The following is a 16,071-nucleotide window of genomic DNA, read 5'->3' as shown; positions in this document are numbered from 1 at the left end:
CTCCCAATGACCCTTACGCTACCTCACGCGACCTCTCCAGCGGGGTCACCCCCCCCACCGGCTAAACCCCGCAGGACAGCGGCCCCGGGCGTTTCCCCGGGGCCGCTGCATCGCAGGAGACGGAACCGGCGCGCTAGGCGGCCGGATCCCTGTTCTCGATCAGTTCCGGGGCCGACAGCAGCCGGGGCGTATTCTCCAACGCGGCCGGCGCCGCGGGTTCCTCCAGCACCGTTGCGTCGAAGGCATTGATCTTCCGGGCAGTGGGCAGCACCCTCGACTCCAAGGTCCCGACGAACGAGTTGTACCGCTCGACCGAGCTCTTCAGCGATGAACCCAGCCGGGTCACGTGCTCGCCCAGCGTCCCGAGCCGCTCGTAGAGCTGCCGGGACAGGTCGAAGATCTCGCGGGCGTTGTCCTTGAGGACCTCCTGCCGCCAAGTAAACGCCACCGACTTCAGCGTGGCCAGCAGCGAGACGGGGGAGACCAAGGCAACGCTGCGGGCGAAAGCGTGGTCCAGCAGGCCCGGATCAGCATGCAGGGCGGCGGACAGCACCGCTTCCGAGGGCAGGAAGCACAGCACCAACTCGGGTGAGGACTGCAGCTGCTCCCAATACTTCCGGCCCGCCAACGCATCCACATGTCCGCGCACGGCCTTGGCATGGGCCGCCAGCAGGTCGGCACGTTGCTGCTGCTCGGCAGCCGATGCTGCCGCCGGGATCTCCTGGGCCTGAAGGTAGGCCCGCAGCGGCACCTTGGCGTCCGCGACGATGGACTTTCCGCCGGGCAGCCGGATCAGCATGTCCGGTCGGCCGGTCCGGTCCGCGCCGGCCAGGTGCACCTGCTCGTCAAAATCCACGTGGGGGAGCATGCCGGCCGCTTCCACAACCCGGCGCAGCTGGACCTCGCCCCACTGGCCGCGGGCCGAGTTGGACTGCAACGCCGAGGCGAGCGTCTGCGTGGAACGCATCAGTGCCTCGTCACTGCGCTGGGCAGCGCGCAGCTGCTCAGCGAGCTGGCCAAACTGCTCCACCCGGTCCCGTTCCAGCAGGCTGACCTGCTGCTGGACCAGCTTGAGCTTCTCTCCGACAGGGATCAGGGCGCGCAGCACCGTGTTCTCTTGCTCATCCTGGGCGGAGAGCTGCCGGTTCTGTTCGGCGAGCATCCGGCGCTCCGCCTCCACCCCGGCGAGGCGGGTCGAGAGCTCTGCCAGCCGGTCGCCGTCGTGCTTGGAAGCGTCCTGCAGATCCGCCAGGCGGCGGCGGAAAAGGACAGCCATGGCCACGGCCCCGGCCGCGGCGCCAACGAACAAAGCCAGAAGTGCGAGAAGTACATGCGAAGCATCCATGCCTTCACGATGCCAGCTGCCTCGGACAAAACAGGGAACGCCGGTGCTTGTGTCCCGGCCACGGTATCCTTGACTACCGTGGCTCTAACTATTGGCATCGTCGGACTGCCCAACGTCGGCAAATCAACTCTCTTCAACGCGCTGACCCGCAATAACGTGCTCGCGGCGAACTATCCGTTCGCCACCATCGAGCCGAACGTCGGTGTGGTTTCCCTGCCGGACCCCCGGCTGGGGGAGCTGGCGGGGATTTTCGGGTCGCAGCGGATCCTTCCGGCAACCGTGTCCTTCGTGGACATCGCCGGCATCGTCAAGGGCGCGTCCGAAGGTGAAGGGCTGGGCAACCAGTTCCTGGCCAACATCCGCGAAGCGCAGGCCATTGCCCAGGTTATCCGCGTCTTCGACGACCCCGACGTGGTGCACGTGGACGGCAAGGTGGACCCGCGCTCGGACATGGAGACGATCAACACCGAGCTGATCCTGGCCGACCTGCAGACCCTGGAGAAGGCCATTCCGCGGGTGGAGAAGGAAGTCAAGATCAAGAAGCGCGACGCCGCGGAGCTGGCCGCCATGCAGGCGGCCCAGGCGGTGCTGGAGCGTGGCGACACCGTTTTCGCTTCGGTGGAGAGCGACAAGCTGGACGTGGAGAACCTCAAGGAACTGAGCCTGCTCACCGCCAAGCCGTTCATCTACGTGTTCAACGTGGACGACGCCGTGCTGTCCAGCCCGGAGCGCCAGGCCGAACTGCGCGCGCTGGTGGAGCCGGCCGACTGCGTCTTCCTAGATGCCAAGCTGGAAGCCGACCTCGTGGAACTCGACGAGGAAGAAGCCCGCGAGATGCTGGAGATGAACGGCCAGGACGAATCCGGGCTCGACCAGCTGGCGCGGGTCGGCTTCCACACCCTGGGCCTGCAGACCTACCTGACGGCCGGGCCGAAGGAAGCGCGCGCCTGGACCATCAACCGGGGCGATACCGCACCGCAGGCCGCCGGCGTCATCCACTCGGACTTCCAGCGCGGTTTCATCAAGGCTGAAGTGGTCTCCTTCGCCGACCTGGTTGACGCAGGGTCGATGGCCGAGGCCAAGTCCCGCGGCAAGGTGCGGATCGAAGGCAAGGACTACGTGATGGTCGACGGCGACGTGGTGGAGTTCCGCTTCAATGTCTGACGCTCTTCCGGCTTGCCCGGAGTGCCACGAGGCGTTCACCTACGAGCAGGGCGCCTTGCTGGTGTGCCCTATGTGCGGGCATGAATGGTCAAAGGTGTCGGCCGAGACCACGCCTGAGACCACGCCCGAGGATGCTTCAATCAAGGATGCCGTTGGTAATGTGCTCGCCGATGGTGACACGGTCACGATCGTCAAGGACCTCAAGGTCAAGGGCGCCGGTGGCGGTGTCGTGAAGGTCGGCACAAAGGTGCGGGGCATCCGACTCATTGAGGACGGCGTGGGTGATCACGACATCGATGCGACCGTTCCCGGCTTTGGGCGGATGCAACTGAAGTCCAGTGTGGTGAAGAAGGTCCTCTGACCTGGGGCCATTCCCAATGGATAGGGGTTTCGTTATCGACGCGGATGCTCGATTGCGTCAGAACAATCCGAATTATGCAAAAGTAGTCGTGAGCGCCCAACGATTCACACGTAGTGGGTTGGTGATTCGTAAGGTCCGATTCCTTCCACGCTTCTGGCGCTCGGATTAACTTTCGGCAGACGTCGTTACAAACGGACAGCGACAGGATCCGCACGGGGGAGCGAGGTCATCGCACCTCGTGGAGCATCACGGTTGCAGACGTGGCCCGTCCCAGGTCCCATTAATCATTCACGGTCGGGTGCCGGGTAGGCGATCCGCTCCGTTATGGGACGGCGGCTGTGAATGGTCTGGCTGCTGTTACCGGTTTCCGGCGCTGCGGCGGCCGGACGGCGGACGCCTGCGCCTCAGCCGCCGCTGTAACAGCCGGTCCGCCCGGCTCACGGTACGCCACCCGCGTCCAACATTCTTCCGAGCTCGGGTTCGGCCCGTTCCGGAATCAGCCGAAGCGCCAGGGCGGATGTAATTGCTGGAGGAGCCACAGGAGCGCCTTGAACACGGGACGATCTGCCCAGTCCTCCTGCCGCCCGACGGCGATCACGCGTCCGTGATCCCCGGGATCGCGCACCACCTCGGCCGCAGCTCCGGGCGTGGGGTCGGGGATGAACCAGCCGTAGTCGGCCTCGATCTCTCCGCGGTCCAGCTCAGGCCCGCGAGGGGGAATCGGGCAATTCCTGATTGCAAGTCGGTTACCTTCGACTGCTTGCCGACGATGCCTACACCACCGACGAGGATTTCTCGCCGCGTAGGCGGCCGAAAACTTAGTACAAACGAGGATAGGGTGCTGCGCGCATCTACCCTGCGAACTCAAAGGCGATGGTGATCCCGGGATCGACACTTGCGATGATCCCTGAGTAGAACACCTTAGCCTGCTCTTTCAGCGCTGCTTCGTTTTGGCTGATGAACTTCTGCTTGTTCTCGTCGCTGAGAATGTTGTTGATCATGCGAGTTTGAACGGCTGGCGGTGCCAGCCAGCTAAGCGCGTTGTTGCTCTCGAGGGCGTCCTCGAACACGGGATCGGCAAAGCCGATGCCGATGAATTCAGGGATAGTCACGCGAAACGTCCCTGGACCGGTGGATTCGATCTTCACCTGTGACCCATCGATGCCCAATTTTGCGTCGAACTTGTACTGGATCAGCGTCGTTCTCTCGCTTGCGGGTATGGCCACGCCGAGAATCTCGCCATTGCTTTCGTGTCTTGCGACACCCTGGATGTGAAGGCTCAGCAAGGCGACCTCTTGCATGCGCGTGACGGACTGAACCACCTGCGAATCGCGTTCATTTGAACTGCTGTTGAACAGCGAACTGAGAGCGAGAGCGTTGAGTCCACCGAATGCGAAAGCGGCACCCGTTCCCGCGAGAACGAAGACGGTGATCAGCAGGAGAGGCCAAAGCAGAACCCGTGCTTTGAAAAAGTTCATGACTGCTTTGAAAAACTTCATTACGATCCAGTCTCCAGTTTCGTTCGACGTCGAAACGCCCTCGGAATTCCGCGGTGTTGAACGGACACAACAGATCGCCGCGTCAAGTCTTCTCGAACCATATACGCAAGCAGGAGCTGGCCGATTATGGCGCGCCCTCCGCCCTGGATATGCGGCTGCGAGCCGATGCGCACGTGCGTCCAATTGAACGCGCCTGAGTGGGCGGGCCAGCCGCGTTGGCCGTGGGGTCCGCCTCCGTGAGTTGAATACGCTCGATCCGTCGCCCCGGATGCCGGGTATGCCCTGAGTCAACACTTCTATTAGCCCGGATTCCTCTCTCAGGAGGAGACGGAACTGCGGGAGAAAGCACGCCATGACTGATCATGGTGACCGATCGGGACGGGAGCCGTTCCGACAGGAGGTTGATGGGCTACGGAATGGTTGAATTTCGGTTCAACTTCTAAGTTTTTCACTGCACCGAGGGGTCGGTGCCGCACGTAATGCTGCGGGGCCAGTCCCTCGTCTTTCTCACAAGTTGAAAAACGTACACCCGACTTGAGCCGCCTATATATCCACTACGCAAGCTTGATGAAACGCCTGCACCCGCTATGACTGATTCAGCGGATGTCACGGTTATGATCGTCTCGGCTAGGGATGACTTCAGACCAGGGGGAATGGCGGAAACTGTGGGCGACGAGAACGGTAAGGGCGTAGAGCCGATCGCGGTGGCGGATCTGGGGAGCATGATCGACGTAGAGAGTGACGTTCTCGACGCAGAAGAGGGCCGCAATCTAGGCATCAAGGCCACGATGGGTGAACAAGGTCGGGAGCTGGAGCAATTCGCTATCGAGTTCCTGAAAAAGGTGATACGCCTGCGTGGTGTGCGCATTGACAGGGCGCAATTCCTTAAGGCGGAGCTTCATAAGAGAGGTCTCGGGGCCGCCGAGATCGACAGGGTCATCCTAGAGAACCCAGCGGCAGCGGGCATTTCCCTGGACATGCTTGATGAAATTGCCGAGAGTGCTATTGACTTCGAGACCGGAAAGTCTACGGCGTTGTCATTTGCTGCCGGTCTGCCTGGCGGTTTCGCAATGTTCGGAACAGTGCCTGCAGACATTACTCAGTTCTACATGCACGCCTTCCGGGTCATGCAGAAACTCGCCTACACGTATGGCTGGCAATCGTTCCTCGATGATCTTGAGGACGTGGATGATGAAACGTTGGGCATGCTGGCTGCGTTCCTCGGCGTAATGATGGGGGTCGGCGGCGCGTCGACTACGGTCAGCCGCTTCGCCGCTCAGGTTGCCCGCCCAGCCGTCCAGAAGAAGATCGCGAGTGTGGCACTGACCAAGACCGCGTGGTATCTCCCAATGAAGCAAACGCTGCGGATCGTCGGAGTTCAAGTAACTAAACAGACCTTCGCCAATACTGTGAGCAAGGTGGTTCCGGTAATTGGGGGAGTAGTGTCGGGCGGTCTCACTTTTGTCACTCTCAAGACTCAGTCGAACCGCTTAATGAAGCATCTCAGGGAAATTCCACCTCCGAACGTCGATGCGGAGGCCTACCTGGCAGCCGTGAAACGTGCCGATGAAACGTCGCTCAACAGGACAAAGGCCCTTGCAACTGCATTAGGCGACGTTAGCTCGACGATCAAGGGAACTGCCTCCAATGTGGCGGGCCAGATCCGTTCGGTCGATCTCGTTGGGGAGGTCCTCCCGGACGCGTCGCAGGCAGTCGCGAAGGCTAAGACTTTCGGTGGCGCGATAGCCGGGACTGCGGGCACCGTTGGGTCTAACATAACCGTGTTGTTCAAGTCGAAAAAGAAAAATCAATTAGACGAGGGCAGGTCCCATAGCGAAGGCCGTACCGATGAAAATGACGCTGAGGTGGTTAGCGAGGAGTAGGCAGCCCGCTTCTTGAGCAAGAACGCCAGCTCGGTTCGAAGATCAGTAGGACATCGGCACGCGGTCGCATATCATCGACGAGAAGCGAACCGAATGCCACCGCGTGGGCGTGATCAGTCTGAGGTTACTCCACCACGGAACGTGGTGGAATTCCGCTTCAATGTGTAGGTTCTTCGCTGGAATCAGTAAGAATGCCGTCCTCCGTGGAAGCTCGAGGTGCCAAAGCCCGAGGCTGCACCAAGCGGAAATCCACGAAGGACAATAACCGCTAAAGCCCTCGATTCTGTTACGAGAAATGCCCCCTCATCCGAGAAGTTCAGGGATGACAGCTAGATGAGCGGGCCGTGCTTCCGTCTGCTCGGAAGGGAATGGCGGCAGAGCTCTCCAATAAGGTCAAATCGGAGGTACGCCTTTCTCTGATTTTGTTTTGATGTGCTCAGCAGTCAAGGTAATCCCATGATGACGGTAATACTCGGCCTGCTAGGGGCAGGCTTCTTACATGTCTTGTACACAGCCATGCGATCCCAGTGGCCAGAGTCCTACATGTCAGTCCGTACAGCGCTCGACAATGCCCCGCGATCCAGTGCATCGAGGTATATGCTTTTCCGCTCCTTACCGACCTACGCGGTGGGTTGCCTGCTGGCCATCACGGTGGAACGGCTGGGCGGTAACGCACTGATCGCCTTGGTGTGCATGAGTGTCCCGTATGCGCTGGTGAACGACGGTCGCGCCCTTTGGCGCTTGCGGCGCGGGGGAGAAGGGCGCGGACCCGTGCTGTGGTTCTATTACGTCTTCAATCTCGTTCTGATCGCAGGCCTCGTGGCCCTGTCCTACTTGACCTATCGCTGGTACGCGGATTTCGTCCCAGATCCTGATGAACTCATTTTTGCTGTGTGGACTGCTGTCTTCGCCGCGGTACTCGCCACTGCTTTCCAGCAACTCTTGCGTTCCCCGGCGCAAAGCGTCGAACAGAAATTGGCAGCGGCGCGGAGGGACATAGGCGAAGACACTTGGGAGCATGTAAACCGAGCTGCCCTTGAGGTCAACTGTGAGCCAGCCTTGATGCAAGCCATCGTGGCGGCAGAGGCACTGCAACGGCCGAGATGGATGCGGCGCTTGGAGCGAGCTAAAGGTCGCCTTGTTCCTGCAGGCAGCTACGGAGTTGCGCAGATGACCGCATCTTACCCATTGAGCGATGCCCAGTCGGTGGAAGCTCTCTGCCAGGAGCATGCTGGCTATTACCCAGCGCGAAGTTCAGCGGGTTGGGTGCGCGAGCCCTTGCTTGAGGCACGTATCGAAAAACACAACCCCAACCCGGTGTTTGTGTCGTCAGTCATGGAGTTCTATCGCCACTTGACCCCAGTGGCTCAATACCACTCAGCGACGATGGGCTATGACGGGCGACCCCATATTGAAGTCACCAGTGTCCAGAGGATGGGCGACCAGTTTGAAGTTCATGGCTCTGTAGCCATATCGAACGCTCAACTTTGCGCCGCATATGACGAAGGTGAGGGATGGTGTACACCAGTTGCTATTCGTGTGCTGGGAGAACGCCGGCAAGGCTGGCAAACACATGTTCCTCTGGAAGCGACACGGGTTATCTTCTACGAATGCTCTAGTACCGATTTTGACGACAGAAACTCCGTCACATTCGATTTAGATTATTAGTGACTTTCAACGTCCGGATAACGGGGGACAGACGAAGAGGCAGGGCATCGAGTCCCAATACTGTCCGCGCCGACGCTGGTGCACAGAGGCTATTTGGTTACGGAACGTGGTTGAATTCCGCTTCAATGTATAGTTCCTGACCTTTGAGACTTGCGATGGGCCGCCAAGAGCGTGTGTTCTTAGCGGCCATGCCCTGTTGCGGTCACCCCGACTAGTCAAAATGATACCGCCAGCATTTTGCAGCAAGAAGAATGACTGGCCAATATTTGCGTGCCAGGACCATTTACCGGACGCTGAAATCGGACATCGAAAAGATCGTCGCGGCGAGCGGAGACGATCTACAGTTCCTACACCAACCTGCAGAGCCGTCGGCCCCGTTAGAAGAGAGCCTGCGAAGACAAGCTGCACCGGCTCTACTTCTGCGCCGGTCAAACTTTGTCGCGAGTATCGGTCTGCAGGCCGCGGACAGTAAACCTCTCGGCAGCAGTATGAAAATCGATTACCAACCGTGCTCGGGATCGAAGACACCTTCCCCTGAATAGTCCTCGTCCTCGATGTACACCATCGACAGGCCGATGCCGGTCTCCGTCCGTTCCGCACCAATGATGCGCTGGTTGTCTTGGTGGCTGCCCCAGATCCTCATACCCAATGGGTAGAACAGCTGGATTTCCTCCGCCATCCAATCCGGCCGACTGGGGCCGAGCATCTCGACGGAATGGCCAGTCCTGATCACGCAGCCATCCACTGGATCGCACATGCTGGAGGCATCGTCGCCTTCGACGCTCCAAAGGCGATCACCCTCGACATGGACTTTGGAACTGACAGTCATGCCATCGTGATCCGTCTTGTCTACCACCGCTGACAGAGGAGAACGCAAAACACCATTGCGCGCCACCGCCAGAAGCTCCAACAACGCCTCGAAGTCCTCACGGCCGCCCATATCCACCTGCTCTCCGCCGACGAAGCAGCACGTCCATCGATGTATGAAACCTAGGCTCTTCGCCTCCCGCCAAACCAGACAGTGCTCCGAAGAATTTTGCCGTGGTTGTGAAGCCGTCCGTCTATCCCAACGCAGGGCGCTGACCCGAATTGGCGATGCCAGCAATTCAGCCCAAGTTTTTGCCAGGCAGCTCTGGGCCGACATGTGTCTGAATGGCTACGGCGGCCACTGGCGTGCCGCTGCTCATTACGTCTTTCGTAGCCCAGGCGTGGGAAAAGCTCTCGCTTAGAAAGAATGATTCAAGTCCCGGGTTGTTGGACCCAGGAATGCAACCGGCCTCGGCGCGATCTCGTCACCGGCGGAAAGGCCAGCCCCTCCTTCATCGTCAGCCACTAGCTGCCGTTGGATCAGGCCCCGAGGGCTACGGGAACTTCGATAGCCCCGAAGACGGCTAGACCAAAGTCGTCCTCCACCCAGCCCCAGAGCGGAGAATTTCGCTGCGGGAACGAGCAATTCCCCGCACGTGTTACTGAGCGGTCAGTGTTCGGTCGGGGTCTTTGGTCATGTCGGTTGCGCAAGAGACGACAATATGTCGCGTGAGCTTGTTACGCTCTTCCCGACCTCCGCACCACGACGGTGAAGCACCGGCGTCGGCCAGAAGGGGGAGACGTACTCTCTCCGCGCTCCCGAGGTGCTGACGATCCAGTTGGGCACCGGACGCGTGGCGCAGGGAACCCGCAAGCTCCCGAGCCATCCGGTGACGTCTAGGATCGCTCTGATCCTCCAAGCGGATTGCACTCCCGTCACTTACTCATTGAAATCAATCACGAAGGACCCGAGCACGTCCGCGTACAATCGGGGGCAGTGAACCGCCCGGTTCCTTGTGCACACAAAGGAATCCGTAGGTCCTGAGATATTCCGTGATGTTGAGATTCGCTCTGACCCAGGCGGTGGGCCATCGGACCCCTTCGCGGTCAATCGAGGTGGGAGGGCAACTTCTTCAATGTCGCACATAGATCGCAAGGCTTTAGTCTCGGCCGTCATTGGCCTCGTTATCGCACTCGTTCCGGCGTTGCTCGGTGCTCCCGAACTCGCGCCCTTGATCGGATGGGCTGTTGCCGGCTGCGTCTTCCTGGTCTGGGCGTGGACTAAGGCGTGGCCCGCTGGTCCGGAGGCCACAGGGAAACTCGCCCTCCAGGAAGGTCGGTCTCGACGGCTCGTTGACTCCCTCATCATCGGCGCGACCTTCGTCAGTCTCGTGGCGGTCGTCTTTGCATTGATCCGCAGTCAGCAGAAGGACCCCATCGGCGTGGCCGCGGCGATCCTGGCGGCTCTCGGCGTGGTGCTCGCGTGGGCTCTCGTCAATACTGTCTTCGCGTTCAAGTACGCTCGGATGTACTACTACGACGACCGCCATCGCTTCCGCTTCAACCAGGACGAGGACCCGTCGTACAGCGACTTCGCCTACGCAGCATTCTCTATCGGCATGGCATACAACGCGAGCAATGTGAACGAGTCATCCACTCCATCCCGCAGGATCGCCCTGGGGCACGCTTTGCTCTCCTACTTCTTCGGCACCTTCGTGGTCGCAGTGGCGATCAACCTCGTCGTCAGCCTCGGCCAGTCCAGTTGAAGATCTGGAACATCCCCGCGGGCAGCAACGCGATGCCGGAAACTCGAAGGTCCTTCTCGCGTTGCCGGTTCCCGGCCTCTGTCGTTATGGTTTCGCCGCTTGTGCTCGAAGAGGCTCCAGATGTGGCTAGTCATTGGGGTCGGGGGTTTTGGTGTCGCGGGTCCCGATGTCAGCCGCCCCCCAGCAGGGGCATCTGCGGGGGAGTGACTGGTGTCGTGGAATCGGGGGGCCAGTTCGGGGTGGTGCAGGTCCAGGGCGGGTCGTTCGGGGCGGATCCGCGGGATGGTGGCGAAGTTGCGCCGGGGCGGCGGGCAGGATGTGGCCCATTCCAGTGAGCCGCCGAATCCCCAGGGGTCGTCGACTTCGACTTTTTTGCCGTTGCGCCAAGTGATGTAGACGTTCCAGAGGAACGGGATCATGGAGGCGCCCAGCAGGTAGGTGCCGATGGTGGAGAATTGGTGCAGGTCAGTGAAGCCGTCTTCGGGCAGGTAGTCAGCGTAGCGGCGGGGCATCCCCAAGACGCCGAGCCAGTGCTGGATTAGGAAGCCGAGCCAGTGCTGGATTAGGAAGATGGTGTGGAAGCCCAGGAAAAGCATCCAGAAGTGAATCTTGCCGAGGCGTTCGTTGAGCATTTTCCGGTCCATTTCGGACCGTCTCCGTGGCAGAACGGGTGTCAGGCTGCACGGTGCTTTCGCAAAATTCTGAGCGCGGCGGCGGTGAGTCCGGCGGCTGCCAGCGCCCACGGGGCGCCGACAATAATCGGGTCGATCCACTGGTGGGACAGGTCAGCGCGCTTGTTCCCGAAGCGCGAAGAGATGCCATGGCGGGAGAACTCGCTGAGCACCCCGGTTTCCGTCACAGGGTTGTCAGGGCGCAGGCTGAGGAACGAAAGCAAGTGGTGCTCCCAGGCATCGGCCCGGTCCGCGGCGATCAGGACCAGCCAGTGCGCCGCACGCCCCTCGCTGTACTTGGCGTAGGCGAACTTGCGCATCGCCCCCGACAGGCCCTTCGGCGGGCAGGAGGTGCCGAACACGGGCGTGAGGAACTTGTGCTCGATGGAGCGCTCGCGCGGCCATTTCTCCTCCTGGCGCTCGGGAAAGTCCCAGTGGGCGCCGGATGCTGCCGGGTCGAAGCGCTCCCTAGGCACAGCTGGGCGGTCCTTCGGGTCCATATCGGCTCCCCACCCGGGGATGCGTCCGCGCAGCTCGTCGGCGGACGGTACCTGCAGCGGCCTGTCTGCGGTGTAGGCCATGATAGTGCTCCTTCCTCAGCTGGCGCCCGGGACGACCAGTGTCTTGATGCAGCCATCCAGCTTGGACGAGAACATATGGTAGCCCTCGGCGATATGTTCCAGCGGGATCCGGTGCGTGACGATGTCGCTCGGCTTGAAGTAGCCGTTGCGGACGTGCTCGAACAGGCGCGGCCATTGCCGCTTGACCGGGCACTGGTTCATCCGCAGCGTCAGGCCCTTGTTCATGGCGTCGCCGAACTTGACGGCGCTGAAGATCGGGCCGTACGCCCCCATCACGGAGATGGTCCCGCCCTTGCGGACTGAGTCGATCGCCCAGTTCAGTGCCACCGGCGAGCCGCCCTGCAGCTTGAGCTTGGCCGAGGTGACGTGCTGGCTGAAGTTGCCGTCCGCCTCTGCACCCACCGCGTCGATAGCTACGTCGGCGCCGAGGAAACCGGTGTCTTTCTTCATTTGAACGACGATGTCGTCGTATTCGGTGAAGTTGTATGTTTCCGCGTGCGCGAACGTGCGCGCCTTTTCAAGCCGGTACTCGAGATGGTCGATGACGATGACTCGTCCCGCGCCCATTAGCCACGCGGATCTGGCGGCGAAGAGCCCTACCGGGCCGGCCCCGAAGACCACCACCGTGTCTCCTTCGACGATGTCGCCCAGCTGGGCTCCGAAGTAGCCGGTTGACAGCGCATCGGTGAGTAGTACCGCATCCTCGTCGTCCATCCAGTCCGGGATCAGGCCGGGCCCCACGTCCGCGAAGGGGACGCGCACGTACTCGGCCTGGCCGCCGTCGTAGCCGCCGCAGGTGTGCGAGTAGCCGTAGATGCCTCCGACCGCGGTGGCATTGGGGTTCACGTTGTGGCAGTTGGAGTAGAGTCCGCGCGCGCAGAAGTAGCACGAGCCGCAGTAGATGTTGAACGGCACCATGACCCGGTCCCCGGGCTTAAGGTTCTGTACTGAGGGGCCGACCTGTTCCACGACACCGATAAACTCGTGGCCGAAGGTCATGCCCACCCGCGTATCAGGCATCATGCCGTGGTAAAGATGCAGATCCGACCCGCAGATCGCAGCCAGCGTCACCCGCACAATCGCGTCATTCGGGTGTTCGATCGGCGGGATGTCCTTCTCTTCCACCCGGACCTTGTAGGGTCCGCGGTACACCATTGCTTTCATCGGCGCAGCCTCCTGGAAATCGCTCGTTCCGGCATCGAAATTCTTCCGACCGGGCTCTCTCATGCTCCGGACGGGTGGAGGACGACTTTGGTCCAGCCGTCTTCGCGGCTGTCAAAGTTCCTGTAGCCCTCGGGGGCCTGATCCAATGGCAGCTCGTGGCTGACGAGGAACGAAGGGCTGGCCTTTCCGCCGGCGACGAGGTCGCGTAGGGCCCGGTTGTACTTCTTGACCGGACATTGGCCCGAGCCCATGGTCTGTCCCTTGAACCAGTAGTTTCCATAGTCGAAGGCCACCTGGCCCTGCTTGGCGAGTTCGTCGGGGGCGCCGGGGTCTTGGGGCAGGAACACGCCTACGACGCCGAGGCCGCCCACAAAACGGACGGAATCTACCAGCCGGTTCAGGGTCAGGTTGGGTTGTTCGTTTCCGCTCGGGTCGTGCGCTTGATAGCCGACGCATTCGCAGCCACGATCGGCCCCGAATCCCATGGTCTGGTCCTTGACGAACTCGACAGGGTCGGTCGCAGAATCATCTACAGGGATGGCACCGATCTGTTCCGCCAGCTTCAGCCGGTCGCTTTGGCGGTCAACGACCATGACCTTGCCGGCGCCTTTGATGATGGCCGAGTAGGCCGCCATGAGCCCGACAGGTCCCCCACCGTATATAACCACGGAGTCGCCAGGATAGACTCCGGCCAGTTCCGTCGCGTGCCAGCCCGTGGGAAAGATGTCAGCGAGCATGACGTAGTCGAGCTCTTTCTCAGCGGCGTCCTCGCCCAGACGCAGGCAGTTGAAGTCTCCGTAAGGCACGCGCAGATACTCGGCCTGTCCGCCTTGGTACGGGCCCATGTCAGCGAACCCGTACGCTGCGCCGGCGAGCTGGGGCTCAGGCTGCATAGTCAGGCAGTAGTTGGTGAAGCCGCGCTCGCAGTTTTTACAGAATCCGCAAGCAATGTTGAACGGGAGCACGACGCGCTCGCCCACCTTCACCTTGCTCACAGCCGGGCCGGTCTCGATCACCTCGCCGAGGTTCTCGTGCCCGAAGGAGCGTCCAGGTTCGAAACTGGTGCGACCCTCGTACATGTGCAGGTCCGAGCCGCAGATATTCGCCGAGGTGATCCGCACCAGCACGTCGGCGGGGTGTTCGATCTTGGCATCCGGTATATCCTCGACGCCGACGTCGTTTGGTCCCTTATAAATTACTGCCTTCATTTTTCACTCTTTTCTCTATCCCATTCCGACTATGGCAAAGTACAAGTACCTGTACTTTCGGGGGGGGGGGGGGCGCACTTAAGTCTCAGAATGTTTCAGGCCGACTACGGAAAGGCACCACGGATGGCACAGAAATGCCGTAATTAACTCAGTGTGGGGGGGAAGTGTGGATTTGAATGAGGGTCTGTAAATTCCCGCCGAATGGGCTGGGAAGTCCTGTTTTTCAGACGGCGGACTATCCGGGAGATCCCTGCTGGTCCGTCTTTTCGCAATAATGGAACTGCTCGAGCCTTCATGCTAAGCCTGCTTTGGATGAGATGTCGAGGGGGAGTTCGAAAAATGTCCGCAGACGGTGCTGTATGGCAGGCCCTGTTTACGACGGTGGTCTTGCAAGGGCCACGGGCACGGCGGTGGTGGTCCGGGCGGGAGTACTGGCGACTCGGCGTGTTGAGGAACGGGAAGTAGAGCCGAATTCGTTCAAGTTTGCCGCCGGTGGGGGGTGGCGCGGATACTGCCGGGTCTGGGGCACGCTGCTTGGTGCCAGCGGCTGCAAGGCACCATAGACGCCCCGCCCGGCCACCCATGAAACTGGAATGGTTTGCGGACTCAGCAAGGGGCTCCTGCCGGCCTCCGGGTTACGCAGGACCACCGTCGGCCTCCTGAACGCACCGGCCGTCTGTGGGGCTTCCTCGGGGCCCAGGGCCCAAGCGCGGGCCCGGATGGGGTCCAGCCAGCTAGCTCCGTTCCCGTGCAAGCCGGCTGCGGCGCTCCTCCTCGCGCTTGGAGTACGCGGCCGCGCGGATCGCTTCGTCCGACTCCAAGCCGCTGCCAAGGGCGCCGCCAACGGTCGCCGCGGACGCGACGAACCAGCTCAGTACGAACAGGTCGCCGTATCCGAGCGATACTTGGAGGTAGCCGCCCATGACAGCGGGGTCGAGGATAAACAGCGCCCAGACCAGGTTCACGACGTAGAGCGCCAGATAGCAGATGAGCACCCCTATGGTCAGGGTGAGCAGCGTCGACGTGTTGTAGAGGCGAGACCTTTCCTTGGCCTCGGCGGAGTCTTCGTCGGGGCGGTCCCACAGTTCACCGTCGATGATGAGCCAGCCGACGACGAGCGCGATGGAGGCGATCGTCGCGACTACGAGGCGCCACCACGACAGGGAGCCGGCCAGTAGCCAAACCGTAGAGTTGATCGTGGCGACAGCCCCGGTTGCCAGTGCAGCCACGAGCGCGGACTTCAGCCCAGGCACTAGAAGCCACGGACGGTTGGCGAGCACCATGCCCAAGAGCAACCGCCAGCGGCCACTGAGGCGCGGGAGGGGAACACGGTGCTCGTCCTGCGAGGCACGATCGGCCATGTCGCTGACGAGCGTGCGCACCGCACGACGCGCGCGCGAGTGCATTCGGAGCCCGCCGAGCGCGGAGCCGTGCAAACGCGGTATCAACGTCCTCGGAGCCCGTGGTGAATGGCTCGCTTACGACCTCAATGTTCCACGCGTTGCGGTCCCCGCCCCGCGGGCGGAGGCCGGTCAGCCGGCGCCCGACCTCGGTGGGCGACGCCGGGTCGGCCACGAGGCCGACATGGATCGGCTTCATCGCGGCGGGCTATCCGGAGAATCGGCAGGGCTGGGGCATCCTCTGCATGAAGCGAGTATCACCTAGCCATCGTCGAATATCAATCGATGAGGATCGAGAGTCGCCCTCGGAGGTTCAATTCCTTGCCGGTGTCGTCCTGCCAGGATCCTTGCGGGTCGACACACATCTGCAGCCTATGGCCCATCCCGCTTTGACTTCTTCGGGTGGTATTCGCGGGCAGGAACAGGGTCATCCTCCGCTCTGTTCCTGCCGCATGGGAAAGAGTGTGAGCCGCCCGAACAAGGCAGGACCCACCTGTACTTACTTATTAAGGCCATTGATGGCAGCTATACGCAGTATTCGTTGTACAGGTGGC

General features: G+C 61.4%; 13 protein-coding genes. 5 read left to right on the top strand and 8 right to left on the bottom strand.

The annotated features are described in order from the left end of the window. Positions 1 to 133 precede the first annotated feature (133 nt). Positions 134 to 1,345, bottom strand: a complete 1,212-nt coding sequence (gene rmuC, locus ACWF5H_RS14920; RefSeq protein ID WP_452037764.1) for a DNA recombination protein RmuC — start codon at positions 1,343 to 1,345, stop codon at positions 134 to 136. A gap of 78 nt (positions 1,346 to 1,423) precedes the next feature. On the opposite strand from rmuC, the gene ychF reads away from it, so the two are divergent. Continuing rightward, on the top strand, positions 1,424 to 2,509 hold the full coding sequence (gene ychF, locus ACWF5H_RS14915) for a redox-regulated ATPase YchF (protein ID WP_452037762.1): 1,086 nt from the start codon (positions 1,424 to 1,426) through the stop codon (positions 2,507 to 2,509). Continuing rightward, complete coding sequence (locus ACWF5H_RS14910; RefSeq protein ID WP_452037761.1) at positions 2,502 to 2,870, top strand: zinc ribbon domain-containing protein YjdM; 369 nt, start codon at positions 2,502 to 2,504, stop codon at positions 2,868 to 2,870. The genes ychF and ACWF5H_RS14910 overlap by 8 nt, the downstream gene beginning before the upstream one ends. Before the next feature lie 851 nt (positions 2,871 to 3,721). On the opposite strand, the gene ACWF5H_RS14905 is transcribed toward ACWF5H_RS14910, so the two are convergent. Beyond that, positions 3,722 to 4,369 carry a hypothetical protein gene (locus tag ACWF5H_RS14905; protein WP_452037760.1) on the bottom strand — a complete coding sequence of 216 codons (648 nt, stop codon included), beginning with the start codon at positions 4,367 to 4,369 and terminating at the stop codon, positions 3,722 to 3,724. Positions 4,370 to 4,956: 587 nt separating this feature from the next. Between ACWF5H_RS14905 and ACWF5H_RS14900 the strand changes: the two genes are divergently transcribed. Continuing rightward, positions 4,957 to 6,252, top strand: a complete 1,296-nt coding sequence (locus tag ACWF5H_RS14900) for a hypothetical protein (RefSeq protein ID WP_452037759.1) — start codon at positions 4,957 to 4,959, stop codon at positions 6,250 to 6,252. Positions 6,253 to 6,849: 597 nt separating this feature from the next. Then, on the top strand, positions 6,850 to 7,920 hold the full coding sequence (locus tag ACWF5H_RS14895; RefSeq protein ID WP_452037758.1) for a hypothetical protein: 1,071 nt from the start codon (positions 6,850 to 6,852) through the stop codon (positions 7,918 to 7,920). A gap of 499 nt (positions 7,921 to 8,419) precedes the next feature. On the opposite strand, the gene ACWF5H_RS14890 is transcribed toward ACWF5H_RS14895, so the two are convergent. Next, positions 8,420 to 8,860 (bottom strand): hypothetical protein, encoded by a 441-nt coding sequence (locus ACWF5H_RS14890; RefSeq protein WP_452037757.1) that lies wholly within the window; start codon positions 8,858 to 8,860, stop codon positions 8,420 to 8,422. 1,003 nt (positions 8,861 to 9,863) lie between these two features. On the opposite strand from ACWF5H_RS14890, the gene ACWF5H_RS14885 reads away from it, so the two are divergent. After that, positions 9,864 to 10,493 (top strand): DUF1345 domain-containing protein, encoded by a 630-nt coding sequence (locus ACWF5H_RS14885; protein ID WP_452037756.1) that lies wholly within the window; start codon positions 9,864 to 9,866, stop codon positions 10,491 to 10,493. Here ACWF5H_RS14885 and ACWF5H_RS14880 read toward each other — a convergent pair. The 5 genes from ACWF5H_RS14880 to ACWF5H_RS14860 form a co-directional block, all read right to left on the bottom strand. Further along, the gene (locus tag ACWF5H_RS14880) at positions 10,424 to 11,125 is read right to left on the bottom strand and encodes a cbb3-type cytochrome c oxidase subunit I (protein ID WP_452037755.1); all 702 of its coding nucleotides are present in this window, start codon (positions 11,123 to 11,125) and stop codon (positions 10,424 to 10,426) included. The genes ACWF5H_RS14885 and ACWF5H_RS14880 overlap by 70 nt on opposite strands. A 41-nt stretch (positions 11,126 to 11,166) precedes the next feature. After that, entirely contained in the window at positions 11,167 to 11,745 is a 579-nt protein-coding gene (locus ACWF5H_RS14875) for a hypothetical protein (RefSeq protein ID WP_452037754.1), read from the bottom strand. Between the two features lie 15 nt (positions 11,746 to 11,760). Further along, on the bottom strand, positions 11,761 to 12,909 hold the full coding sequence (locus tag ACWF5H_RS14870; RefSeq protein WP_452037753.1) for a zinc-dependent alcohol dehydrogenase: 1,149 nt from the start codon (positions 12,907 to 12,909) through the stop codon (positions 11,761 to 11,763). Positions 12,910 to 12,968: 59 nt separating this feature from the next. Continuing rightward, on the bottom strand, positions 12,969 to 14,117 hold the full coding sequence (locus tag ACWF5H_RS14865) for a glutathione-independent formaldehyde dehydrogenase (protein WP_452037751.1): 1,149 nt from the start codon (positions 14,115 to 14,117) through the stop codon (positions 12,969 to 12,971). A gap of 734 nt (positions 14,118 to 14,851) precedes the next feature. Then, on the bottom strand, positions 14,852 to 15,523 hold the full coding sequence (locus tag ACWF5H_RS14860) for a hypothetical protein (RefSeq protein WP_452037750.1): 672 nt from the start codon (positions 15,521 to 15,523) through the stop codon (positions 14,852 to 14,854). Positions 15,524 to 16,071: the final 548 nt, after the last annotated feature.

This window comes from Arthrobacter sp. NPDC055138 (assembly GCF_053607305.1).
The sequence above is the reverse complement of the archived record's forward strand: the minus strand, read 5'-3'. Positions and strand labels throughout refer to the sequence as shown.